The sequence below is a fragment of the Streptomyces sp. ID05-26A genome (genome assembly GCF_033794685.1).
Taxonomy (GTDB): Bacteria; Actinomycetota; Actinomycetes; order Mycobacteriales; family Pseudonocardiaceae; genus Lentzea.
Map to the genome: position 1 here is coordinate 341,644 of NZ_JARAYZ010000007.1, position 25,280 is coordinate 366,923.

16 protein-coding genes are annotated in these 25,280 nt (G+C 67.5%); 8 read left to right on the forward strand and 8 right to left on the reverse strand.

Going from position 1 to position 25,280, the window contains the following annotated elements; genetic code table 11:
• The first annotated feature begins 108 nt into the window (after window positions 1-108).
• The 3 genes from PV646_RS41330 to PV646_RS41340 are packed head-to-tail and all read left to right on the forward strand — an operon-like array spanning window position 109 to window position 3,051.
• Window positions 109-999, forward strand: coding sequence for an aromatic prenyltransferase (locus PV646_RS41330; RefSeq protein ID WP_500348243.1), 891 nt, complete (start codon window positions 109-111; stop codon window positions 997-999).
• A gap of 34 nt (window positions 1,000-1,033) precedes the next feature.
• Complete coding sequence (locus PV646_RS41335) at window positions 1,034-1,822, forward strand: class II aldolase/adducin family protein (protein ID WP_500348245.1); 789 nt, start codon at window positions 1,034-1,036, stop codon at window positions 1,820-1,822.
• A complete protein-coding gene (locus PV646_RS41340; protein WP_500348246.1) occupies window positions 1,819-3,051 on the forward strand; it encodes a cytochrome P450 in 1,233 nt (410 codons plus the stop codon). Before PV646_RS41335 ends, PV646_RS41340 begins: the two co-directional genes overlap by 4 nt.
• Window positions 3,052-3,053: 2 nt before the next feature.
• Here the strand turns inward: PV646_RS41340 and PV646_RS41345 are convergent, their stop codons facing one another.
• Window positions 3,054-4,217 carry an FAD-dependent monooxygenase gene (locus PV646_RS41345; RefSeq protein ID WP_500348248.1) on the reverse strand — a complete coding sequence of 388 codons (1,164 nt, stop codon included), beginning with the start codon at window positions 4,215-4,217 and terminating at the stop codon, window positions 3,054-3,056.
• A gap of 454 nt (window positions 4,218-4,671) precedes the next feature.
• On the opposite strand from PV646_RS41345, the gene PV646_RS41350 reads away from it, so the two are divergent.
• Together PV646_RS41350 and PV646_RS41355 are read left to right on the forward strand one after the other, a co-directional pair.
• Entirely contained in the window at window positions 4,672-5,574 is a 903-nt protein-coding gene (locus PV646_RS41350; RefSeq protein WP_500348249.1) for a carbohydrate ABC transporter permease, read from the forward strand.
• A gap of 2 nt (window positions 5,575-5,576) precedes the next feature.
• Entirely contained in the window at window positions 5,577-6,398 is an 822-nt protein-coding gene (locus tag PV646_RS41355; protein ID WP_500348251.1) for a carbohydrate ABC transporter permease, read from the forward strand.
• 116 nt (window positions 6,399-6,514) lie between these two features.
• Here the strand turns inward: PV646_RS41355 and PV646_RS41360 are convergent, their stop codons facing one another.
• Window positions 6,515-7,045 carry a ricin-type beta-trefoil lectin domain protein gene (locus tag PV646_RS41360; protein ID WP_500348253.1) on the reverse strand — a complete coding sequence of 177 codons (531 nt, stop codon included), beginning with the start codon at window positions 7,043-7,045 and terminating at the stop codon, window positions 6,515-6,517.
• A 358-nt stretch (window positions 7,046-7,403) separates the two neighbouring features.
• On the opposite strand from PV646_RS41360, the gene PV646_RS41365 reads away from it, so the two are divergent.
• The 3 genes from PV646_RS41365 (at window position 7,404) to PV646_RS41375 (ending at window position 11,166) form a co-directional block, all read left to right on the forward strand.
• On the forward strand, window positions 7,404-7,778 hold the full coding sequence (locus PV646_RS41365) for a hypothetical protein (RefSeq protein ID WP_500348255.1): 375 nt from the start codon (window positions 7,404-7,406) through the stop codon (window positions 7,776-7,778).
• 241 nt (window positions 7,779-8,019) lie between these two features.
• Complete coding sequence (locus PV646_RS41370; RefSeq protein WP_500348257.1) at window positions 8,020-10,275, forward strand: helix-turn-helix domain-containing protein; 2,256 nt, start codon at window positions 8,020-8,022, stop codon at window positions 10,273-10,275.
• Between the two features lie 390 nt (window positions 10,276-10,665).
• Window positions 10,666-11,166, forward strand: coding sequence for an RICIN domain-containing protein (locus PV646_RS41375; protein ID WP_500348258.1), 501 nt, complete (start codon window positions 10,666-10,668; stop codon window positions 11,164-11,166).
• Between the two features lie 174 nt (window positions 11,167-11,340).
• On the opposite strand, the gene PV646_RS41380 is transcribed toward PV646_RS41375, so the two are convergent.
• Genes PV646_RS41380 through PV646_RS41405 form a run of 6 tightly spaced genes read right to left on the reverse strand, consistent with a single transcriptional unit; the run spans window position 11,341 to window position 25,018 of the window.
• Complete coding sequence (locus tag PV646_RS41380; RefSeq protein WP_500348260.1) at window positions 11,341-14,673, reverse strand: right-handed parallel beta-helix repeat-containing protein; 3,333 nt, start codon at window positions 14,671-14,673, stop codon at window positions 11,341-11,343.
• Complete coding sequence (locus PV646_RS41385) at window positions 14,670-17,273, reverse strand: hypothetical protein (RefSeq protein WP_500348262.1); 2,604 nt, start codon at window positions 17,271-17,273, stop codon at window positions 14,670-14,672. The genes PV646_RS41380 and PV646_RS41385 overlap by 4 nt, the downstream gene beginning before the upstream one ends.
• Window positions 17,266-18,627, reverse strand: coding sequence for a type VII secretion protein EccB (eccB, locus tag PV646_RS41390; protein ID WP_500348263.1), 1,362 nt, complete (start codon window positions 18,625-18,627; stop codon window positions 17,266-17,268). Before eccB ends, PV646_RS41385 begins: the two co-directional genes overlap by 8 nt.
• A 6-nt stretch (window positions 18,628-18,633) precedes the next feature.
• Window positions 18,634-20,037, reverse strand: coding sequence for a type VII secretion integral membrane protein EccD (gene eccD / locus PV646_RS41395; RefSeq protein ID WP_500348265.1), 1,404 nt, complete (start codon window positions 20,035-20,037; stop codon window positions 18,634-18,636).
• Between the two features lie 2 nt (window positions 20,038-20,039).
• Complete coding sequence (eccCa, locus tag PV646_RS41400) at window positions 20,040-24,068, reverse strand: type VII secretion protein EccCa (protein ID WP_500348267.1); 4,029 nt, start codon at window positions 24,066-24,068, stop codon at window positions 20,040-20,042.
• Window positions 24,065-25,018, reverse strand: coding sequence for a hypothetical protein (locus tag PV646_RS41405; RefSeq protein WP_500348268.1), 954 nt, complete (start codon window positions 25,016-25,018; stop codon window positions 24,065-24,067). Before PV646_RS41405 ends, eccCa begins: the two co-directional genes overlap by 4 nt.
• Between the last annotated feature and the right edge of the window lie 262 nt (window positions 25,019-25,280).

The following is a 25,280-nucleotide window of genomic DNA, read 5'->3' on the forward strand; positions in this document are numbered from 1 at the left end:
CGAATGTCGCACTCTCGAACATCCGACGTGTCGGCGTCTCCGTTCTCCCTTCCCGCTTGGTGATGCTGTTTCAGCGCGTGCTGAAGCACGTACGTCGACAGGAGCCGCATGTCCGATCTTCACGACTTCACCGCCGAGGACTTCCAGCGGGACGTCAGCAGGACCGCCGCCGCGATCGGCGCTCCCTGCGACCCGCACACGGCGTCGGACGTCTTCACCGCGTTTCCCGAGCCGTTTCTCTCCGGTTCGGTTCTGTGGCGCAGCACCGATCAGGCACAGGCCCCGCTGTCCTACCGGATCTTTCCCACGTCACCGATCGACACCACCGAACGCGCCCTCGCCGCAGGCCTTCTGCCCGCTGATCACCCTCTGCTCCCACTGGCACGGGCATGGGGCGGGTTGTACGACGGCAGGACGCGCCACTCGTGCTCGTTCGACTCGGACTTCGGCCTGACGAAGACCTGGTTCTACTTCGGCACCAAACGGCCGCACGACGAGATCCTCGGTGCCCCCGGCGTCCCGGCCGTGCTCACGAACCGCATCGGCGAGTTCGCCGAGCTGAACCTGCGACGGATCAGCTTCGCCGCCGTCGACTGGCGACAGGGATCGGTGGTGCTGGACTTCGACATCGACGGATCGCTGTCCCGTTCGGACCTTGATCGCCATGTCAGGCTGGCAGGAGGCGCGCCCGTCGATCCGGCCACCGCCGACACCGTCGTCCAGCACATCTCGCGTGACTACTGCGTCGCGCTCGGGGTCGACGCCACCACCGGCAAGGCGTTCGACGTCGGGGTCTCCGTCCTCGACGTACCCGTCGAGACGTTGCCACCGTTGCCGACACGGCTCACCGGCTTCTTCGGCGACATTCCGGTCAGTCGCAACGAGTTCACCGTGTTCGGCTGGTCGTTCGGCCGCCACGGCACCTACCTCAAGTCGGAACGGCAGTACGCGGGGGACATCCGCGCCGTGCTCGACACGTGGGCCAAAGAAACCAACTGACGAACCGAGATCCGGTTTCATCGAGGAGAAGACCGTGACGAAATCCGCTCAGGCCGCAGACAACCAGTTTCTGCCAGAGGCGACCTTCGACAACACCGCCGAGGAGCGTACGTACCTCAAGTCGCGCCTGTGCGCGGCGTTCTGGCATTTCGCGAGCCTTGGTTTCGACGAGGGCATCGCCGGGATCATCACGGTGCGGGACCCGGAGGACACCGGGACGTTCTGGACCAATCCGATCACGGTGCCGTTCGCGCACATGACGCCCGACCAGCTCATCCGCGTCGACGGGGCGACCGGACTCACCGTGGAGGGAAACGGCGTCGTCAACCTTCCCGCTTTCTCCATCCACGCCGAGATCCACGCGGCGCGCCCGGACACCCAAGCGGCGATTCACCTGCACACCACCTACGGTCGCGCCTATTCGAGCCTCGGCAAGCTCCTGGAACCCATCACCCAGGACCACACCGCGTTCTACGAGGACCACGCGATCTTCGACGACTTCACCGGCATCGTGTTCGACCGCGTGGAAGGCAAGCAGATCGCCGCCGCGCTCGGTGATGCCAAGGGCGTGATCCTGCGCAACCACGGTCTCGTCGCCGTCGCGGAGACGCTCGACGCCGCCGTCTGGTGGTTCACCATCTTCGACACCTGTTGCCACATCAGCCTTCTCGCCGAGGCCGCTGGTGACCCGATCGCGCTCAACGACGAGGTCGCCCGGCTCACGGCCCAGCAGATCGGCAACCACCAGGTCGGCTACGCCAGCGCGCAGCGGTTGCTCGCTCGCGCCATCGACGCCAGAACTCAGGCGGGAGGTCGTTCGTGACCGCTGGGAGCACGCTGGGGACCGACCTGTTCTCCCTGAGCAACCTGGAGCTCGTACCTGATCCGTACCCCACCTACTCCGGTCTGCGACGCACGGACCCCGTTCACCACTCGTCCATGTACGGTGGTTCCTGGGTCATCTTCTCCTACGAGGATGTCGTCGCACTGCTCAAAGATCCTCGCCTGACCAACAACCGTGCCACGCTTCCCATCAAAGCTCTCCCGCCGGAGCAACGCCAGGAGTTCGCGGACATCGTTCCTGTTCTGTCCCGATGGGTTGCCTTCTTCGACGGTCACGAGCACCAGATGCGCCGGCGCCACATGAACGCGGTGTGCGACCTGTTCTCCAGGGACCTCCTGGTGCCGGTCATCCAGAACGCGATCGACACTCTCCTGTCGAGATGGTCCCGCCGGCACGACCTGATCGAGGAGTTCGCGCGCCCGCTGCCGTCGATGGTCATCACCGAGTTGCTCGGAGCTCCGCGGCAAGACCACGAACAGCTGGCGAAGTGGTCCGACGACATCGCGTATCTCTTCGGTGCCAGCGCTCTCGTCGCGGACGACCTGCGCAGGGGCCGGCGTGCGATCCACGACTTCGCCGACTACCTGGGAGAACACGCCCACAACGCGATCCGCGGCCATCGTCCGACGATGATCACGAAGCTGGCCGAGGAGAGGACAGACGGTTTCCAGTTCCTTCTCAACGAGGCCTGCGCGCAGGGAATGCTGCTCATGTTCGCAGGCCTGGAACCGACCCGCTACCTCATCGGCAACGCGGTGTGGTCGTTGGAAGACCACCCGGAGCAACGGCATCTGCTGACGGAGAGCGACAGAAGCCTGCACTACGCGGTCGAGGAGTTCCTTCGCCACGACAGCCCGGTCCAGTACATCGGCCGCATGGCGGCGGAAGATTTCATCTACAAAGGACACAGGATCGAAGCGGGACAGCCGGTGCTGCTGTACATCGGTGCCGCGAACCGTGACGAGAACGCGTTTCGCGATCCCGAGAAGCTGGATCTCAATCGTCAGCACAACGCGCACCTGTCGTTCGGCCGTGGCACCCACAACTGCATTGGAGCCACTCTGGTCCGAGTACAGACCGGGATGGCGCTGCGCGCGCTCGCCACCCGCTTCCCCGCGTTACGGGTGGCACCCGAGGTGCCACCCGTGTACAACACCAACCTGGGGTTCCGCGGGTTCAGCTCACTGACAGTCCATACCGGACTCTGATCTCAGCCGAGCACCTCGTCGGTGTCGTAACCGAAGATCCAGTCGAAGTCGTCGCCCAGCGAGCCCTCGCGCAACGCGGCGTCGCGGGCACGCTGGTCCACTCCGTCGGCAAACCGGAAGGTGGCTCCACGAGCGGAGGTCAGCCGATGTACAGCAGCGACCCGCTCTGCCCGAACGGTCTCGTACCGCCGCAACGCCGACACGAGATCACCGCCTGATCTGTCGAGACAGGACACAAGAACGGCGGCGTCCTCCATCGCCAGGTTCGCGCCCTGTGCCAGGAAAGGAGGCATCGCGTGCGCCGCGTCCCCCACCAGGGTGATGCGTTGTCCCGGCCACCGTTCCAGCAACGGCCGGTCGAACAACGCCCACTTCGTCATTCCGGGTGCGGCGGAGATCAGTCTGCCGATGTTGTCGTGCCAGCCCTCGTAGGGCTCGCGCACCACGGCGGGATCGGCGAGCCTGGACCAGTCGACGTCCTCCCACCGCTGTCCGTCGGCGCTGGCACTGATGTAGAACGCCTCGCCGCCACTGATCGGGTAGGCGACGAAGTGGCTGCCGGGACCGGCCCAGATCGTCGCGTGGTCGTCACGCAGCACACTGGTCGCGGGGCCGGCCGGGACGATACCCCGGTACATCACGTTCTCGGTGTAGACCGGGCCGTCACCGCACAGGAGCGTGCGCACGGTGGAGTGGATTCCGTCGGCTCCGACCAGCACGTCACCATCCCAGGACGATCCGTCCGCCAGCGAGACGCGTACCCCGGACTCGTGCTCGGCGACTTCCGTCACCTGGGCTCCGAAGCGGACCACACCGTCCGGCAGCCGATCCAGCAACGCCCGGTGCAGATCCGCGCGGTGCATCGTGTAGTAGGCGGCATCGCCGTTGCCTGCCACCGGCAGCAACCCCAGCACCTCGTCGCTGTCCCAGCGGCGCACCGCGATGGCGTCGACCGCGCAGGCCGCCGGTCTGAGCTCCACGCCCAGCCTGGAGAGGACGCGCGCGCCGTTGGGAGCGACGTGCAGGCCCGCTCCCTCCGGATGCGGAGCGTCGGCGGACTCGAACATCACGCACTTCCAACCGGACCGCACCAGGTGCAGCGCGGTGACCAGCCCCGCGATTCCGGCTCCCGCGACGAGAACCGTCCCTCGACCACCTGGCGACATCTGAATCTCCGCTCCTTTGAGGACCAAACTGAAAACTACACCTCTATGACAACAAGAAGCCATACGCGCCAAGGAGATCCGATGATCAGCGGAGATCCGCTGTCGCCGCCGCCACAGTTGTGGTGTGCTGACGAGCCCAAGCTCGTTGTTTACTGGGGAGCCCGGTTCCCGCCCCGCGCCGAGCGGACAGTGGCCACGCACTACGGAAGGGCCGACGACATGCCTCCTCGACAGTTCATCGGGCGTTTCACACCATCGGCGCCGGCCGTCGTCATCCGTCCGGTCGTGGCGGAGCCGCGGGCGAACGCGACGGCGGCACGCTCGTCGTCGCCCGGACCCACCACAGAGGACTCGTTCCAGCGCCGCAGCCGGTCGCGTGAAGCGCCGTACAGGGCACAGAAGGGCGAACACCGTGTCCAGTACGCGTGAAGCGTCGCGGTCACCGAGGCGATGGATGCGACCGGGCGACTGGTTCGACCGCAGGATCAGCCCCTATCTGATGATCGCGCCGTTCTACGTCGTCTTCGGCGTGTTCGGACTGTTCCCGCTGCTGTACACGGCCTGGGTCTCCCTGCACGACTGGCATCTCATCAACGGCGACGAGGGCTTCGTCGGACTGGCCAACTTCGCCGAACTGTTCAGCGACCGCGACTTCTACAACGCCCTGTTCAACACGGTCAGCATCTTCCTGTTGTCCACCGTGCCGCAGCTCCTCGCCGCGCTCGGCCTCGCGGCGCTGCTGAGCCGCCCGCTGCGCGCACGCACCGCGTGGCGAGCGGCGGTGCTGGTGCCCAACGTCGTGTCGGTGGCGGCGGTGGCGCTGGTGTTCAGCCAGCTCTTCGGCAGAGACTACGGCATGATCAACACGATGCTCGGCGCTGTTGGCATCGACCCCGTCAACTGGCAGTCGAACAGGCTGACCGCGCACATCGCCGTGTCCGTGATGGTCATGTGGCGCTGGACCGGTTACAACGCGTTGCTGTACCTGGCCGCGATGCAGAGCATTCCCAGGGAGCTGTACGAGGCGTCCACTTTGGATGGCGCCTCACGCTGGCGTACCTTCTGGTCGATCACGGTTCCCTGCATTCGTCCCACGATCATCTTCACCGTGGTGACCGCGACCATCGGAGGCCTGCAACTCTTCGCGGAGCCCCAGTTGTTCGACGTGTCCGGTGTCAACGGCACCGGCGGAAGCGGAAGGGAGTTCCAGACGTTGACGATGTACCTGTACGAACACGGCTTCTACCTCTTCGACGCGGGATACTCCGCCGCGATCGCCTGGATGCTGTTCGGTGTCTCGCTGCTGTTCGCCCTGGTCAACTTCGCACTGGTGCGCAGGATCGCGAGCGGTGACTGAGAATGCGCGGACGGCCCGGGTTCATCACCTACGGACTCCTGCTCTCCATCGGAGCGGCGTCGATCTTCCCTCTGTACTGGTCGTTCGTCATCGCGTCGCGGGACAACTCGGCGATCGCGGAGAAGACGCCCGTGCTGGTGCCGGGAGGCAATCTCCTAGCCAACATCGGCAGGGTGTTCGACACGGTCGACTTCTGGCTCGCGTTGCGGAACTCGCTCATCGTCTCCGGGACGGTGACGCTGTCGAACGTGATCCTCGCCAGCATCGCGGGCTTCGCCTTCGCCCGGCTGCGTTTTCCAGGCCGCAACGGGCTATTCCTGGTCGTCGTTGGCACAGCTCTGGTACCGGGGCACCTCGGCGTGATCCCGCTGTACCTGCTGGTGAGCGACTTCGGCTGGTACGGCAGGCTCGAAGCCGTGATCGTGCCCGCTCTCGTCGGCGCGTTCAGCGTGTTCTGGATGCGACAGGCATGTGAGGAGGCTGTCCCGCGCGACCTCGTCGATGCCGCGCGGGTCGACGGATGCTCTCTCTGGCGGGCGTTCTGGCACGCCGCGCTTCCGGCGATCCGGCCACAGGTGGCGGTGCTGGCGATGCTGACGTTCATGGCGACGTGGAACGACTTCTTCTGGCCTCTCGTCGTGCTCGACCCGAACGACAGCCCGACCGTCCAGGTCGCCCTGTCCCGTCTGGCCAGCGGCTACTTCACCGACTACTCGCTGATGCTCACGGGGGCCACGATGGCCGTGCTCCCCGTACTTGTCGCGTTCGTGCTGTTCGCCAGGAGGATCATCGACGGGATCATGCGGGGCGCGATCAACGGCTGACGCCGCCTGGTACCGGACATCCTCCGTTCGCTTTCGGCGGTGACGCACGAAACAACGGAACGCGTGACTGGAAACCAGTCACGCGTTCCGTCACGCCGTGAAACGAGAAAGGCTCGTCACCGCTTCTGCCAGCGCTGCTCGTCGGTGTTGTTGCAGTTGAACGAAACCGCGACGGACGGCTGGATGGCGTGGGCGCAGAGATCGCCCTGGCCGGCCGTGGAATCGAAGTGCGAAGCCCGCAGCCTGACGTCGGACCAGCTGGTTCCGACGCCGTCCACAACAGCCCTGTTGCTATTCACGCCGCCCAGAGGGCCTGTTTGCAGCGCAGGGTAGCCAACCCGCCACTGCATCAGGTAACGGAGGGTGGCCGCGTTCCTCAGCCTCACCTGCTCGTGGCCGTCGTAGGACCGCGTTCCGGTCCACGTCATCAACCACCGCTGGTAGTTGTTGTTCCCGTTGCAGGGATTCATGTACACGTCGCCGGCCGCGTTGCTGTCCAGGCAGTAGCCCCGGTACTTGATGCTCTCGAACTGCACGTTTTCGTAGGCCTGAGCTGCCGGTGTCACCGCCATGAGCGCCGCGAGAGACGCCAGTGCGACAGCGAGGACTCGAAGCAAGCGGCGGGGCTTGAAGCCGTGGTGACTCATGACGATCTCCCAAGTTGGGCATGACAAAGGGGGAAGGCACTTAATTGGGTGTATCGGCGTACATCAAGGCGATGTTAAGAACCTAGACCCAAACGGACTCCCGACCGGCCCCAGGTTCACCGATACGATCAGAAGGGCCACCAGGTTTGCCCGACCACCCCTGAGACATCATTACTGTTCGACATCGGCCGCGGTCCGAACCGCCCGGAATCAGGAGACCGGCGACTTGTCCGTTCCCCAAGGACTCCGATATCGCTCACAAACAATTGAGGGCACCGTCAGGAACAATCGGGCACATACTGTGCGCGTCACCCCCGGAACTCACCTCGATGCCAATGGGACTGCTTAGCGTCGCGGCATGAAGCCCTTCACGACGACTTTCAAGCGCACCGCCGCGGCCGCCGCGGCGGTCCTCTCGCTGTCACTGCTGTCCGCGGGCACCGCCCAGGCGGTCACCCCTGGCAAGATCAAGCTGTGCAACAGCCGCGACGCCGGCATCTCCGTCCAGTTCCTCGACCGCGGCGGCCTGACGCTCACGCCGGTCAGGTACAACTACGCCAACTGCGTGCTGCAGCCGATGTCCAGTCGCGGCCCGGAGAACGTCGCGGTCTCCGCCATCATTCCCGGCTCAGGCACGCGGCCCATCGGCACCACACGGATCGACATCCGCAGGGGCGTCCAGATCAACCTGACAGCGGGCAGCAACCCCGGTTTCCTGGTCAGCCAGTCCTGATGCGACGCGGCGCGAAGCCGGAAGGCCATCGCGTCGCACGACCGAACAGGTCGGCTCACCACGTGACATCGTCACGTCACTGATCGTGGAGGCTCAGCCTCCCTCTCAGTCGGCGGCCTCGCGCGGTCCCACCCTCCCGACACGCGCGGGGGCCGCCGGCGTGACAGCCCGGTCGTGAAATCGGCGGCACACCGCGCCGCAATGGTCGATCCGCACCGGTCCGGCAGGTTGAATGCGTGTTGTGAGCACACAGCCCAACTCGGCCCCCACGCGGTCCTTCGGCGAGAGTCTGCTGCGCTACCGCAGGGCGGCGGGCCTCTCCCAGGCGGATCTCGCCCGCACCTCCGGCATGAGCGTGCGAGCGTTGAGAGAGCTGGAACGAGGCAGAGCCGCCGCCGCTCAGGAACGGTCCGCCGAGCTTCTGGCCACCGCGCTCGGACTCACGGGTGGCGAGCACGAGTCGTTCATCATGCTCGCCAGAGAAGGCCGCCGCCGTTCCACTCGCTCCAGACGCAGGACGATGCTGTACTCGCTCCCATCGACCCCCAGGCTGGTGGGCAGAAGGTCAGAGCTCGATCGACTCTCCGAACTGGCGGCGCGGGGAGGCGGCGTCGTCGTGGTGGGAGCTCCGGGTGTCGGCAAAACGACACTCGCCGTGTCCGCGGCCAACCACCTGGCGGACCGTTTCCCCGACGGGTGCATCGCGTTGGACCTTCGCGGCATCGACGATCAGCCCATCGCCCCGGCCGAGGCACTGGAGCGGATGCTGACCGCTCTGGGGGTACCATCCAGCCGCGTCCCCGCCGAGACGAGCGAGCGCAGTTCGCTGTTCAAGGCGCTGACACGCGAGAGGAAGATGCTGGTCGTCCTCGACAACGTTCTCGACGAGAAGCAGGTCGCTCCGCTGCTTCCCGGCTCGGGAACCGCCTTCACGATCGTGACGAGCCGGCGTGTCCTTACCGGCCTGGAGACGGCCGCGACGCTGCCCCTGGACGTCCTGACGGCCGCCGACGCCATCGAGCTGCTCTCGGTCGTCGCCGGTGAGTCCGCGGTGCGCCGCGAGTTGAAGGCGGCGCACGAGGTCGTGGAGCTGTGCGGCAGACTCCCGCTCGCGGTACGCATCGCGGCCAATCGCCTGTCCACCAGCAGGCAGCGGTCGATCGACGACCTGGCCCGCCAGCTCGGCAACGAGCGCAGGCGCCTCGACTCGCTGGCCGCGGGAGACCTCAGCCTGCGTTCGGTGTTCGAGGTCTCGCTACGGCGACTGTCGCCGGGGGCGCAAGCCCTGTTCCGCCGTCTGGCACTCATTCCGGGAGCGCACTTCGGCCCCGAGCTCGCGGCGATCGCGGCCGGCGTCCAGGAAGACGAGATCGAATCGGCACTCCACGAACTGGTCGCCGCTTCGCTCCTCACCACCACCTCGGCGCCACCACGTCACCAGTTCCACGACCTGATCAGACTGTTCGCTCGTGAACACCTGCTGGCCGACGAGCCAGAAGCGCAACGGCTCCGGCTGTATGACGATCTGTGCGCTCACGTGCTCGCCAAGGGCGCGGTCGCGGGGCGGCTCTTCTTTCCCGACTCGAAAGGCGTGGCGGACGACTCTCCTTTCCGGTCCCAGGCGGACGCCGCCGAGTGGTTGGAACGTGAAGCGACCAGCTGGAGGGCAGTCCAGCGCAGCGCTGCTGAGACCGGCCGGTTCCGAGAGGTGTTCGACTTCACCTGGTCGGTGAACCGTTACTCGCTCGGCAGAGAGATGCAGTACGACTGGGGCGAGATCTTCGGTATCGGCCTCGCCGCCGCCAGGGAGCTGGGCGACCAGACCGCGGAAGTCGACATGCTGACGCAGCTCGGCTCCGCCCTCACCTGGAGCCGCTCCGACTTCGACGGTGCCGTGAACACTCTGCGCGAAGCGCTCACGCTCTCGGAGAAGATCGGCTATCACCGGGGTACCACCGTCGTGAACGCGAGCCTCGGCATGGCGTTGATGCGCGTCGGTCGTCTTGATGAGGCAGTCGCGTACAACCAACGCGCCTACGAGATGTCGGCGGGCTACGAGTTCTTCGATGTCAGGTTCTGGATGACGCTCGCGTTGAGCACGATCTTCGAAGCGCAGGGCCAGTTCGAGAAGGCCTTAGCCCTGCATCGCCCGTTGCGGGCTGAAGCTGAGCGCAGCTTCGGTGACACGAACGTCGAGACAGCCCGCCTGGTGACTCTGCTCGTGACCACGCGCAGTGGGGCCTGTTTAGCCGGGCTGAGCAGGTGGGAGGAAGCAGCGAAGTCCTTCCACGAAGCCAGAAAGCTCGCGTTCGTCAAGGAGGCCGGGTACGGAGGGGAAGCGGAGCTCGCACTGCTGGAAGGCACCGCCTGGAGGATGGCGGGAGAACACGAGCACGCACGCACGTGCCTGCTGCTCGCCCGCGACCTGCTCGACGGCCCTGCCTGGGAGGAGGACAGGACGCGAGTCAAGGCGGAGCTGGCATTGCTTGAGAACTAACGGGTTTTTGGTGGTCGCGCTCAGGTCGGTCAGCCGCGCTGAGCGCGGCCTGACTCACCGGCATTGGTGACGGATCTGCCCTCCTTCCGGGTCAACAGTGCGCGTCCTCACCACGGACTCACCGAGAGCGAAAGATCTGCGAAAGCAGGCCTCACGCGCCTTTCCAACGGCCTGCGGCGCGAAGATGAGCAAACGGGCACACCTGACGTGACGCGGTACCTCACGATGCGAAAAATATTGAGGCCGGTCGCTTCTGCCCAGACACTCCCAAGGAGATGCGATGGCGGTGTCACGCATCAAGCTCATCGCGTTCCATGATTGGAAGGGGCACCCATGAAGCTCGCTCTCACGAGTGTGGCTCGCATTACCAAACGCATTTCCGTCATATTCGTGCCGTTGCTCGCACTGTCTCTCGTCTCGGCGCCTGCCCAGGCCGCTCCGATGTACGGCCAGTTCCGCAACATCCAGACCGGCGGATGCCTTGACAGCAACCTCAGGGGCGAGGTCTACACGCTGCCGTGCAACAGCACCGTGTTGAACCAGTACTGGGAGGTCGAGGTGACAGGAACGCGCGCGCCTGACCGCTACTACCAGGTGAGGATCAAGAATGCGGCCACCAACCGCTACCTCAGCCAGTTCTGGCACGTCCCGACGAACCCTTTCACGGCACCCACCTTCAGGCCCACTCTGACGACCCAGCCGAACTCCTCCGGCGACCAGGCCGTTTTCGACGGAGTAGGAGCCGGCTGGAACAAGGTCTCGCTGCGATCCACCAAGGGAAACAGGTTCGAGCCGCTCTGCGTCGACAGCGGCGGCATCGGCGTCGCCTACCCGCACATCTGCAACGGCGGAACCTGGCAGAAGTGGGAACTGATCAAGCGCAACCGCTGAACATCCGCACGAAGCGAGAAATCCAGACACAAGAAAGATTGGCGCTCGATCCGGAAGGTTCTGGATCGAGCGCCAATCTCGTTTCCACCGAATAGTCGTCAGGTCCCGTGCGATCTCCGCGACACCGCGTTCCCGGAAATCAGCGAAGACGGCCTTGCCGCAGGCGAGGCACGATCACCCCACTGCGGTGAGCCCCTCGATCCTCGACGTCACCACGACCGGAACAATCGAGTGCAGGTCGGCCGCGGCCAACGTGCGGGACGCCGCCGTGGTGGCCAGTCTCTGTGCGAGCTGATGGGCGTCCCAAGCGGTGTGATCGCCGCCGGACACCAGTCCGCGCAGCGCCTCCACCACCTCGTCGGGCACCCGGTGGCCACGCCGGACCAGTTGCCGCACGGTAAGAGCGGTCAGCTGGTCAGCGTCGTAGTCGCCGAAGTCCCATCGCTGGGCGAAACACTCCGCCAGCCCAGGGGCGTACTGGCCGAGGCTCGCGACCGCCGTCTCCTCGCCGGACAGCACGACCACGGGGCCTGCCTGGTTGGACCGGACGATCTCCACCAGCGCCTCGACGAGTTCCACGCGGAGATCACGCGAGTCGGTGGCCCAGTCGGCGTCCGCGTCCAGGAGGAGGACACCGCCGTTCGCCTCGTCGAACGCGGAGGCGACCAGGCTCGCGGCCTGCCCAGGCCAGCGCGGGCAGAGGTCCTGCCCGATCGTCAGCCTGACGAGCTGGCCACCTGGCACCAGCCGCAGTTCGGCGAGGCTCTGCGCGTACAGCGCGGCGATGGCGCGACGCCCCATCCCCCGCTTGCCGGCCAGCACGGTGTTGGCCTGCCTGCCCAGTCCCTTGTTGCGCGTCTTGAGCACGCACAACCGCACCAGCACGCGCCCCACGGCCTCACGGACGTCATGCAGGCCGGTGAGGCCGGTGATCCGCTGCCATCCCAGGGTCGCCTCGACCGCCCCTGCCGGGTTCACGTCCGCGTCGGGCAGGTCGGCGCGTGGTTTCGCCTCGCCCAGCGCCGCCAACTCGTTTGCCAGGTCCAGCGCGGTCAGCCTGTTCAGCTCGGTGTCCTTTTCCGGCGGCTGAAGTGCGAGCCTGGACGCCTGGTTGCTGACCATCGCCTCGAACAGCTTCCGCGCGACGCGACCGTTGCCGAACGTGTCGTTCTTCGGCACGCGCTCGTAGTAGTCGCTGAGCGCGCCGACCGCGTCGTCGGTCAACTCGTAGTAGTGCTTGCGGCACAGGTTGGTCGTGATGGTGACGAGCTCGTCGACGCTGTAGTTCGGGAACTCGACGGTTCTGGAGAACCTGGATGCCAGACCGGGGTTGGACGACAGGAACTGTTCCATGAGCTCGGAGTACCCGGCGACGATCACCACGATCTCGTCGCGGTGGTCCTCCATCATCTTCATCAGGGTGTCGATGGCCTCCTGGCCGAAGTCGGGACCACTTCCTCCCGACTGGCTCGACAGCGTGTACGCCTCGTCGATGAACAGCACGCCGCCCATCGCCTTCGTCACGACCTCGGCGGTCTTGATGGCGGTGGAACCGATGTACTGCCCGACGAGGTCGGCCCTGGCGACCTCGATCATGTGTCCGCGAGCGAGGATGCCCAGTTCCGCCAGCACGGCGCCGTAGAGCCGCGCGACCGTCGTCTTACCGGTTCCCGGAGGTCCCGCGAACACCAGGTGACGACTCATGGGCGGCATGGGCAGTCCCATCGCCTGCCTGCGCTGCGTCATCTTGATCAGGTTGATCAGCCCGAGCACCTCGTGCTTGACGCCGTCGAGGCCGATCAACTCGTCGAGGTCGGCGAGTGGACCGTCGAGCGCGGCACCCATCGCTCCGCCGAGCGACTGGCTGCCCGGCGTCTCCTGTTCCTGTGCCGCCGACGGCGCGAGGCGCGGTCTGGGCTCCGGCTCGGCGGAACGCTGCCGTTGCTGCTCGCCGGTGGAGATGCCTGTCACGGACAGCCGCTCGTGCTCGACCGCTCTGCGCACGGGACTGCCACCGCTGCCGGTGATCGTGCATTCCGCGACGGTGGCGGGTTCCTCGGTGTCGAGCAGGACTCCGTCTCCCGCGCTGCCGACGATCTCGCATTCGCGGACATCGCCGCGCGATCCGCTCAAGAGCTGCACACCATGACGGCCTGCCGAGCGCACCCTGCACCGGATCACCTGCACCACGCCGCGCGCGCTCACGGTGATGCCGTCCTCCGACGCGCCGACGATCTCACTGTCCTTGATGGACAGACGCGCGTCTTCCGCGCGGATTCCGCCGCCCTGGAAGAAGGTCGACGCGAACTCGCCGTTCGCCCCGCCCACCAACGCCACGAGGTGCGTGGCCGTTCCCGTGACACGGGTGTCGGTGACGTCGCCTCTGGCCCCTTCCGCAAGTGACAGGCCGAGTGCGTCGCCGACGTCGATCCGCGCGTCGGCGAGCACGAGCCGCGACTTGCCCTTCACCAGCACCGCTGGTCCTGACTCCGGCTTGGCGCGCAACCCTTTCAGCCTCACCGAGGACTCCGCGTCGACCAGGACGGCGCCCTCCGACGTGCCGTCGATCCGCAGCGCTCCGAACTGGGGCGCCGACGCGGCGTCCACCAGCACTCCGATCGGGCTGCCGTCGATCCGGCAGTCGTCCAGCCGGGGAGATGCCCCGCCGGTCACGTAGACAGCGGTGCGTCCCGCTCCGGAGATCCGGCAGCCACGCAACATCGGGGTGGCGCCATCGGCGATGTGGATCGACTGGGCACCGGCTCCCGTGAACTCCGAGTCGGTGATGACCACTTCTCCCGTGCTGCGGACGTACAGGTCGAGGCTCTCGCTTTCGCTCACCCTGACCTCACGGAGCTTCGCGTTGGACTCCTGCTCGACCACGAGTGCAGGCTTCGCGGAACCGACGACCTCGCAGTTCTCGACCAGCAGCCGGCCACGGCCGTTCACGCAGATTCCGTTGCCACGCGCCCCTCGCACGGTGACGTGCCGCAGTTCCAGGCACCCGTCTTCCGCCACGACGATGCCGGACGACGCCGCGTTGACGACCTCGCAGTACTCCGCCGTGCTCGGCAGCGACGAGGTGACGACGATGCCGACACCGCCGTCGCTCGTGACCGTGCAGCCACGCAGGACGGCGCATCCCTGTCCACGCGCGAGCACCGCGGCCCACGACGCCGCCGACACGCGGCAGTCGTCCAGGGCTACCTCGCCGTGGCGGATGTCGAGCGTCGCGTGGTCGCCGTCCTCGCCCGCCAGCACCAGCCCGGAGAACTGGGCCGCGGTCGCCGCGACGACGACAACGCTGCCGGTGCGGGCCACCACCTCGACGGTGCCTGGTCCCTCCTCCGCCGAGATCGTCACCATCCGGCTGACAACGAGGTTCTCCTCGTAACGGCCGGGCAGCACACTGATCGTCGCGCCGTCGCGGGCCTCCCGCAGCGCCGCTCCGATCGTCGGATAGCGTCCGGGCCGATGAGCGGAGACCACCAGCAACTGACGACTCATCGCCCCTCCTCCTGTCGGATGGTCCGGACGAGGCCCGGTAGCGTGCCGAACCTGGGCGCGGCCTGGAGCGGCACCCGCACTTCGCCTGCCGCGTTCGCGTGGGTGTCGATCTGCCGGCGAAGAGTGTTCACCGCGAGCTCGTCCAGCGAGGCCCGGTTGGTGTCGACCTGACCGTTCTCGTCGATCTCACCGGCCGCCAGTTCGCGCAGCAGCACGAGGCCGCGCTGTCCCGCCTTGGGTTCGACCAGGTCCAGCACCTTGAAGCTGGTCCCCGGCACGAAGAGCACCCTGTCGCTGACCACGGGCGATTCGGGTTCGAGCAGCTTGGTGCGACGCGCGGTCATCGACCACAGCAGCACGTCCACGTCGTGCTCGGCCTGCTGGCGGGCGCAGGGAGCCGTCAGCGCGTTGACGAAGCCCCACTCGGTGATGAACTGGCGGTCGCGATAGATCTCCCATTCCCTCGGGGTCGGCGACGCCGCGAACGTGGTGGCGCCTCGGTGCGAGGGCAGCCTGCTCAGGCCGGACACGACACAGCGCGCGAGAGGCACGTGGGGTCCGACCAGCCCGGTCCTCAACGGCAGATCGACGTTGTCGCCCTGCTCGGAGAGGTACAGCCGGATCGCCACGGCGTCGGTCAGCACCTCACCACCCGAACGCTCGATCGCGCCCTGGAAGCCGGGGTGTTCGGACAACACACGCATGACCGAGTTGGACATCGCCGCGTACTCACGGCTCAGCGTGCGCCGCAGCCAGGCACGTTCCTCGTCCATGCCCCGCACGGTGATCAGGGCCGCAGCGCTCGTCGCCGGGGTCGGCTGCAGCGCGGAGACGAACGCCGCTTCGCGGGGTTCCGCGACCGTGTCGTCACCGATGACCGGCAACGGTGTGTGCCCGGTGACGTCGACCGGCTCGTACTTGACGGGCGCCGGCTCCTCGGTCACGACCGGGCTCGCCGCGGTCCCCGGCCTGTCCGACGCGACGACAGGAACCTCCGCCTCACGCGTCTCGACCAGGCGCGTGAGGATCGGCGGCTCCGCCGTCTCGAACGAGACGGCGGGTGCCGGAGTGTCGATCTCGGGGAGGGCGATCGGGAGATTCGGCATCTCGAACGGGTTGTAGGGCGCCTCGTGCTCCTCCGCTTCCGGCGACTCGGACTCGTTCATCTGGCCGAACGCGGGCATCGGTGTGACCTGAGCGGGCATCACACCGTCGAATCGCATCGTCACGGTGTCGAGCGACAGCACCTCTTCGCGCGCGACATGCTCGTGCGCGCTGTCCGGCGACACCGACAGCGGCGCCTGTGCCACGTCCCTCGTTCGGTCCCTGATCTCGATCCGGCGCTCTGTCAGGGAATCCGCGCGCACCAACCGGCTCAGTTGCCTCGTGGGATGGTCGAGGCGGCCGATCACGTCCTCGGCGAGCTCACGCAGGTGCGGTTCCCCCTCCTCGAAGAGCACCAGGTGGCGAGCGGCGTCAGGCTCGGCCGACCGGACCGCGGCGGCGTGCCCCACCTCGTGTGGCGGGCGCAGCCACAACCCGGACTGCACGACCTCCAGCACGACGTGCGGCGAGTACTGGTACACAGCGGGCCTGATCTCGTCGATGCCGATGAACGGCCTGCGGTAGCGAGCCAGCACGGGAGGAGCGGCCTGCTGTCCCGGTTCACCGGGGCGATAGAGCACCTCCTCGACCATCGACCTCCACCCCAGACCGCCGTCCAGCCGCACGGTGTAGATGTCCGGCTCGAAGCGCGAGCCGACGGGAACTCCGGTGAGGCAAACGATCTCCTCCCCCAGCGCGTCGGCGATGGCCTGTCCGTGCGTATCGCCGCCCGGCACCGTGATGGGTCCGAACTTCACGAAACGCAACTTGTCCCGCAGGCTGGGCAGCGTCCAACTCCAGAAGCGCAGCACGTCCTGCATGGTCACGGGCGGGGCGCCCGCGCATCCGATCACGACCACGCACACGCCTGGCTGGCACGGGACCGTCTCGATGAGCTGTCTGCGGTGCGGGCGCAGGATCTCCTCCGGTCCGCGTGGCCGCAGCCACACACCCCCAGGCAGCGGTTCCGCGACTCCTCCCGCGCTGGTCGGCATCACGTCGACGAGAGCCGACACCTCTTCCCACTGCGGGCGGGGAAACCTCTTGCCGTCGAGCTTCGGCAGCTTGCCTGGCTGAAAGCGCATCCATCCCGTGCCCCAGCCGGAATCCACGAACAGCGTGCCACCGGCTCCCGGCAGGACGGAGCCGTCCGGTGCGATGATCGTCCGCCCGAGCCGTTCGGAGAGCCACTGTCCGGCGAGCGCGGTGGTCTCCCTCGGACGTCCGCCGATGATGAGCCGGAGCCCTCGGCGCTTGCGAGGCAGCAGTCTGGCGGCCTGTTCCCACACCACCATCGAACTCTCCGGCGGCAGGTCCACCACGACCAGTTCGTGCTCGGGGTCGGCAGCCAGGCCCAGCGCCAGGTCCCTCGTCTCGTTGCGCAACGCGTTGCGCGGATGGACGACGAGCGCGTTGCCGATCTTGTGGCCGATCATGTCCCGATCGTCGTCCCGATCGCGGTCCCGGCGCATCGTCACCAGACTCATCTCAGCCACGTCCTCTCTCCACGACAGCCGCCGCGCTCCGGCTCAGCACCGGACCGCTCGGAATCTGTGCCAGCACCTCCGCGGCCATCGGCCGGACGGCCGCGCCTCCGAATCCGAGAGCGGACACCGCCTCGTCGTCCGCGAGCCGGTACTTGAACCCTCGATCAGTGATCAGAAACCGGTCCGGCTTCGCACCGGTGCCGGTCGGTAGTGGCGACGACGCCACCAGCAGGCCGGAGCCAGGACTGAGGTAGGCGCCGGCCTGCGCGTTCATCCCCGCCCCCGCGAACTCGCGTTCGGTGGTGACCGGAACGCTGGAGAACACGGTGCCCCGGCTTTCCTGACGAAGGCAGAACGCCCTGCCTACCGGGGGAACCGACCTCGCCGTGACGAGATCGGGAATCCGCTTGGTCAGCGAGGTGTCCGCTGATCTGGGCGCGGCCGTCATGGCCGCCACGTCGATGTCCACCGCGGTCTTTCCCTTGGCGACGGTGAGCAGCACGGCCTCCGTGCGGGACAGCGGCGCGAGACCATCGGGACGGAGCACGACGAAGCTCTCGGTGCCGTTGCCGGCTGTCTGCCTGAACACGGTGCCCACCTGCCGCGCCTGACCGGCGATCTGCGCGGTACCGGAACTCTGCACGGGCGCCGGTCCGATCTCGGGACCGTCCGGCAGCGACGACAGCCAGGCGGCCGGAGCGGCCGGGGGCGTACCGGCTCCCGCCCCGAGCGCGATCGGAACCGAGGCGGACGCGAGCGGCAGCTTTCTGCCGGACCACACGAAGTACTGGCGGCCGGCGGCGTCCGCGACCCAGAGGTACTCGTCCTCTCCCAGCGCCGTGCTCCTGGCGCCCGCGTCGGCGTTGAGGCTCAACTGTCCCGCTCCGCCGACGCCTGCCGTCTGCGGGAGGCAGAGCAACCACGGGGTCGTGACCAGCGAGCTCGCCGGGGGCACCGGGTCGGGCGCGTTGGGAATGCCGATCGGGGCACCGCGCTTCAGTCCGCTGAGCGACGCGCGCGAGATCGTCTCGACCGTCGCGCCCGCACCCTTGAGCAGCATCGCGGAAGCGTGGTTCGCCACCGGGAACAACGTGCCGTCGTTGTAGACGAAGCGCGTCCCGCTCTCCTTCTCCACCAGGATGGCGTTCGGCTTCTTCCACGCGGTGCTGCCACCGGGGCTGATGAGTCCGTACACCCAGAACCCCACGCCGACCAGCAGTGCCACCACCAGTCCGAACACCAGGCCGGACAGGGCTCTGCGGGCGGGCGCCTCACTGTAGTTGGTGTCGCCCAGCAACAGGGCGGCACTCATCCGGCCGACCAGAGTCTGATAGGCGTGGACGTGGTCCTTCTTCGTCTGCACGCCGCGTCACCCAGCCAGCCCGCGCGCCCAGGCGAACACACCGAGCAGGTGCAGGATCAGCGGCACCAGCGCGATGCAGGTCAGGTTCTCCACGACGTCGCCCATGTGCGGCCAGATCGGCAGCATCCGCCGATGGGCCGGGCGCAGAGCGGCCGACACCAGCAACAGCACCGCCGCCGCCATCCCGAGCACGCCGAGCAACCGCGACATGTCGTTCATGCCGGACAGCATCGTGAGCGCGGGAAGAACCGCGCCCCACGTACCGGCGAGCGCGAACGCCGTGCGCTGACCAACGTTGAGGAACTCGCGTGAGCGCAGGAGAACCAGCGCCGCGAACAACGCGCCCACGGTGTGCGCGACCCACGTCTGCTCTGCCATCAGATACGGAAATCCGGCGGCGAACACGACGGACGAGCCGATGGCGAGAACGCTGAGGTAACTGTCCGCGATTCCCGTCTGTTCGATGAGCTGCGCCGCGGGCATCGGCTCGACATCGACCTTCAACTCTTCCGCCGTGCGCGGCAACTGCGGCCCGCGAAGGCGCGCGGCTCTCGTCGCCAGCTTCGGGGAGAAGAGCAGCAGCACGTAGCACACGGACATGACGATGATGGCGGTCTGAGGACCTGACAGGCCCGTTCCCAGGCTCAGCGTGACCGCCGCGATGACGGCGACCCCCGCCATCGCCGTCGCGCCGAAAGGCACGATGGGCAGAGTGCGGGCCACGAGCCGCTGGAGGGCCAGCAACGCGAAGGAAGCCCCGGCCAGCACGCCGCCGCCGACGAGAACTCCGCTCGGTTGCAAGGCGATCGCACCGGCGACACCGGCTGCCACGAACGTCCCCGCGAGGCCTGCGAAGATCGTTCCTCCCACGCCCAGCACGGCGGCGAGCGCGCGATCGCCGATCGTCCTGGCGACCAGAACCGCCGCCACCAGCAGGGTGATGCCGATGACCCCACTCGTGGCGGACGCGACACTGGCGCTCTCGTTCTCGAACAACGACACCGCGATCGCGCCGAGCGCCGCGCTCGCCAGACTCAGGAAGAGCCTGCGGTTGGCTTTCTCGTTCCACCTGTCGCCCTGCCGGTTGACCGCGGTCGCCATGCCTTCCGCGACATCGTCGAAATCCAGCTCCGGCAAGGGATCGGCGGCAGGCGACAGGTAGAGCAGCTCGCCGTCGAGCCAATCCAGCGTCTCAGGGGTGCCGTCCGCCGCGAACGGAGCGTCGCCGAGTCGCTGCAACACCCACGAGCCGTCGGTCGAACCGCCCGCCGGGCCGTCGCCGTCGCGCACCACATGACGCATCAGCGTGGGCAGCAGTGCGGACACCGTGGTCGACGTGGGAACGGCGAGATCGGCCCGCCCGTCAGGACCGACCACGGTGACTCGGCAGAGTTCCGCTGACACGGACATCGTCATCCACCTCCTTCCACTATCCCGGTCGACACCAGTTCGTCGTCTCCTGGCATCGCGGTCACCGGCACGTAGCCGGTCTGGATCAGCTTGGTACCGCGGCGGGTCACGAGCTGGGCTCGTCCCGGTGGCAGAGTGCGAGGCGCTGCCTCTCCGAGGAACTTGCCCTCCTCCTTGGGATAGGAGAACAGCAACGCGGGCGTCCCCAGTTCCCACAACCGGCGCAGGACCGGGTCCATCATGGCGCGGATGCCGTTGGCACTGCTCCGCGCCACGATGAGGTGGAACCCGATGTGGACTCCCTGTGCCATCAGGGGAAGCAACGACTCCAGCGGCGTGGACATGCCCATTCCCCCGCTGGAGAACAACTCGTAGTCGTCGACCACGACGAACAGTTGCGGGCCTTCCCACCAGTCACGCCTGCGCAGGCGTTCCGACGAGATGTCAGGACCGGGCACCCTCTTCTGCAACGACACGGCGGCCTTGTTCGCCATCTCGGTCAACGCGTCGGACGCCACCACCTGCCCGACGCGGTACTCCTCGGGAACCATGCCGTCGAGGTCCCTGCGGGAGTCCGCCACGAGGATCTTCGCCGCGCCCGACTCGTACCCGGCCACGATCGACCTGAGCACGAGCCTCAACGCGTTGGTCTTCCCGGTTTCCGAGTCTCCCAGCAGGAACAGGTGCGGGATGGTCCCGAAGTCGTGCCACACCGAGTTGAGGCGCTGCTCGTCCTGACCGAGGCACACCTTCAGGTCGCCTTCCGGCTTCGGCAGGTCGACCACCGGCAGCTTGGTGGGGAGCAGCCGTACGCCAGGAGCGCTGCGGCCAGGCCAGAACGTCCTGATCTCCTCCACCACCGATTTCGTCGCGGCGGCGAGGTCTTCCGTGTCGCTCGCGCCGTCCAGGCGCGGCAGGGCGGCGAGGAAGTGGAACCCCGTCGTGGTGAGGCCGCGTCCCGGCTGGTTCGGCACGGTCGCCGCCTTGCGGCCCTTCACCTCCGACTCCATCGCGTCGCCGAGACGCAGTTCGAACCGGGTACCGAGAACGTCACGCAGCCACGGCCGGATCTCCGACCAGCGAGTAGAGGACACCATCAGGTGAATGCCGAACGACAGTCCCCTGGCCGCGATCTCGGTGAGCGTCGTCTCCAGGTCGCTGTAGTCCTGGCGCAGGGTGAACCAGCCGTCGATGATCAGGAACACCTCGCCGTGCGCGTCCTGGATTCGCCCTTCCCGCCGGGCGGCGCGATAGCCGGCCATCGACTCGAACCCGTGCTCGGCGAAGGCGGCTTCACGCGTCTCCATGACGTTGACGACCTCGGCCACCGTTCGCACCACTCGGTCGCGTTCCAGACGGGTGGCGATGGAGCCGACGTGCGGAAGGCCGCTGACCGACGTGATGCCGCCGCCACCGAAGTCGAGCCCGTAGAACTGCACCTCGTCAGGAGTGTGCGTGAGCGCGAGACCGAGGATGAGGGTGCGCAGCAACGTCGACTTGCCGGACATGGGAGCGCCGACGATGCCGACATGACCGTCCGAACCGGACAGGTCCGCGATGAGAAGGTCACGCATCTGCTCGTAGGGCAGGTCGACAAGCCCTGCGGGAACGCGAAGCCGTCCACGGGCGGTGTCGTCGTCGACGATCATGCCGAGCTCGGGATGCGGCACGATGCTCGGCAACAGCGAGTCGAGGGTCGGCGACTCCGCGAGAGGCGGCAGCCACACCTGGCGTGCGGCGGGCCCGACGCCTTCCAGCCGGCCGATGAGCACGTCCGCCAGGCTCGGTGCATCCTCAGTGGACTCCTGCTCGTCGCTCTCCTGTTCGTCCTGTGAGGACTCGGGCTCCACGGTCACGATCTCGTGCGCACGCGGGCTCGGCTGGGTGTAGAACGGCACGATCTCGGTCGCGGCCAGTTCCGTCGTACTCCTGTCCCCCGACGGAGCCGTGGTGAGGCAGGGGCCGGACACGTAGGCGCCCTTGAACCTGGTGAGCGTGGTGGTGTCGACCTTGAGGTAGCCGTTGCCAGGGCCGGAAGGAAGCTCGTAGGCGTCCGCCACCCCGATGACGCTGCGAGACTCCATCGAGGAGAACGTCCGCAGCGCGACCCGGTAGGAGAGGTGTCCTTCGACCCGGTGAATGCGGCCCTCGTCAAGCCGCTGGGAAGCGAGCAGGAGATGCACGCCGAGGCTGCGTCCCAACCGGCCGATGGACACGAACAGATCCATGAACTCCGGCTTGGCGCTGAGCAGTTCGCTGAACTCGTCGACGATCACGACCAGCGTCGGCAACGGCGGCAGCTTGCCACCGTTCAACCGCGCCTTCTCGTACTCGAAGAGCGACGAGTAGCCGCTGGCGCGCAGGATCTCCTGGCGCCGGGTCATCTCGCCGTTGAGCGAGTCCTGCATCCTGTCGACCAACGGCAGCTCGTCCGCGAGGTTCGTGATCACCGCGGACGTGTGCGGCAGGCGGTCCATGCCGATGAAGGTGGCGCCGCCCTTGAAATCCACCAGGACGAGGTTGAGGACCTCCGACGAGTGCGTGGCCGCCAGACCGCACACCAGGGTGCGCAGCAGCTCACTCTTGCCGGAGCCGGTCGCGCCGATCAGCATTCCGTGGGGACCCATGCCCCCCTGCGCGGATTCCTTGAGGTCGAGCTCGACCACATCGCCGGACTCCGTGACGCCGATCGGCACCTGAAGCCGCGCCCGCTGGGGCGACTTCTGCCGCCACTGCCCCTGCACGTCGAACGTGTGCACGTCACGGATGCCCAGCAGCGTGGTCAGCTCGAAGTCGTTGTCGAACGGAAGATCGGCGACGTCGACCGTGCCACCGGTACGTTTCGGAGCGAGCAGGCGGGCGAGTGTGTCGGCCTGAGCCATGGTCAGCACGTCGCTCGTGGCGGAGCCGGTCTCGCCTCCCGCGGGGAAGGTGACCTCTCCGTCACGGCAGGTCAACCGGAGAACCTTCTCCCCGCCTGGCAGCGCGCCCGTGGCGTCGAGCAGCACCGTGTTGCGCAGCCCCGGTCCGAACAGCGGCGAATGCTCGGGAATCGTGGCGAGGTGCGCCACGATCACGATCAGTGGTTCCGCCACTCCCGGCAGCGCGCTCTTGTCGTGGTCACCGCGTTCGAGCACCTCGGTGCCGAGCAGATCGAGCAACTCGTCGTGATCGCAGGTCAGCATCCGCAACGGACCGGCAGCGTCCCTGGCCTCCGGGTGGGCGCTGTGCGGCAACCACTTGACCCAGTCCCATTCAGCCTGGCTGGACGGTGAGGTGAGCACGGCGACGCGCAGCTCGTCCGGAGCGTGGAAGACCACCATCTGAGCGATCATGGAACGCAGCAGGGCCGCGGCTTCTTCTCGCTCGCCCGCGAACTCGATGCTCGTGAAGCTCCGCAGCCCGACGGAGACCGGGATACCGGTCACGGTCCGGTACGTCTCGGCGAACCGGCGCAGCGAGATCGCCGACAACGGTTCCAGGTCCTCGATCGGCTTGGTGGACGGCGGCGTGAAGGTCATGGCCGCCTGCTGGCTGCCGAGCCCGATCCTCACCCTGCCGAAGTCGTCGTGACTGCCGCGCCGCTCCCACAGGCGCGGACTGCCGGCGAGCGACCACAACCAGGCCGGATCGGGGTTGTTCCACATGACGGCGGCGCGCTGCTGGTTGCCCGCCTCTCGCGCCCTGCGGCGTAGCTGGCTGACGTAACGCAGGTAGTCACGCCGCTCCGAGTTGAGTTTGCCCTTGCGGTCAGCGCCGCCGCGCACCAGCTGACCGATCGCCATCGCCACCATGCCGAGGCCCATCGCACCGGACATGATCAGGATGAACGGCCCGCCGGAGGCAGGACCGGACGAGAAGACCAGGACCATCGCCACCGGGGCGATCGCCATCGGCAGGAACGTCAGCACCGAGGAGAGGTCACGCGGGGCAGGCTCCGGCATCACCGGGGGTTCCTGCAACTCCTCCTCGCCCTCCGGCATCGCGGGCCCCTCGGCGCGAAGACCGCGCCGCACGGTGAAGGTGCTCATTCGATCACCCCCAGCGTCGTGGGCCTCGGCCCGCCGGCCCAGGCTCCGTCATCCTGCTTGAGCAGGTCGACCGCCCTGCGTTCGGTCTCCTCGGCCTCCTCGTCCTGCGTTTCCTCGTCCTCTGGCAGGTCCCCGTCGCCGGTCAGCGCTTCGGCGCATCCCTCGCCCGGCTCAGCCTTGAACGGTCGTGGCACGTAGTCGCTGGCGTCGAACCGGCCAGGCAACGATTCCGCTTCGCCGTTGTGGCGGGAAGCGTGGCTCACTCCGCGCTCCCACACGGTCGACTCGCGGAGCGTGTAGTCCGGGGTGGAGGCTTCCCTGTCCGCCTCCTTGCCACGTCCCTTCAGCAAGGCAGAGGCCGAGGCAAGACCGAGCAGACCGGCGCCGACCTCCCATGCCGAGAAGTCCTCGTCGTCCCCGGCCGGCCGCACGACAGCGACCCGGTCCGATGGGGGCGCGGACACGGCGTCGGGCACGAACGGGTTCTCGATGGGCGCGCCGGGACGCACGTCGATACCGGCACCGGCGCCAGGAAGGCCGACGGCTCGCCTCTCTTCTCGTTGCTCGTCCAGCTCCGGCGTCACTGGGGTGACCGGATCGAGGTAGGGGTCGACGTGCGACGCGGTCCACTCCGGCAGCACCGCGTCCTCGCCGGACCGCGTCAGGGGTTCCGTGTTGCGCTGCGGCGGCTCACCCGTGCGTCCCGAGTTGACCGGAGGCACGCCCAGAGGCAGGGAGGGAACGATGCCGGGCACGGGAGACAGGTCGTTCGCCGCCAGCGAGGACCAGGACTCTCGCTCTCCCGGCGTCTCGGCAACCCCGCCGAGATCACCGAAACCAGAGGAAACCCCGCTCTCCCAAGGCTCCACCTCACCGCCCAGCAGACCCGACGCGTCCGGCCGATCCCCACCAGCACCACCAGAACCACCCGGCGACATCGGCGGAGCCATCGGCGGCATCATCGGCATACCACCCGACTGACCCGAGGCAACCGCACCCTCCACAACAGACGGAGACCACGCCTCACGATCACCAGGCCGCTCCGCAACCCCACCCGGATCACCAAAACCGGACGGAACGTCACCCTTCCAAGGCTCCACCTCACCACCCAACAGACCCGACGCGTCCGGCCGATCCCCACCAGCACCACCAGAACCACCCGGCGACATCGGCGGAGCCATCGGCGGCATCATCGGCATACCACCCGACTGA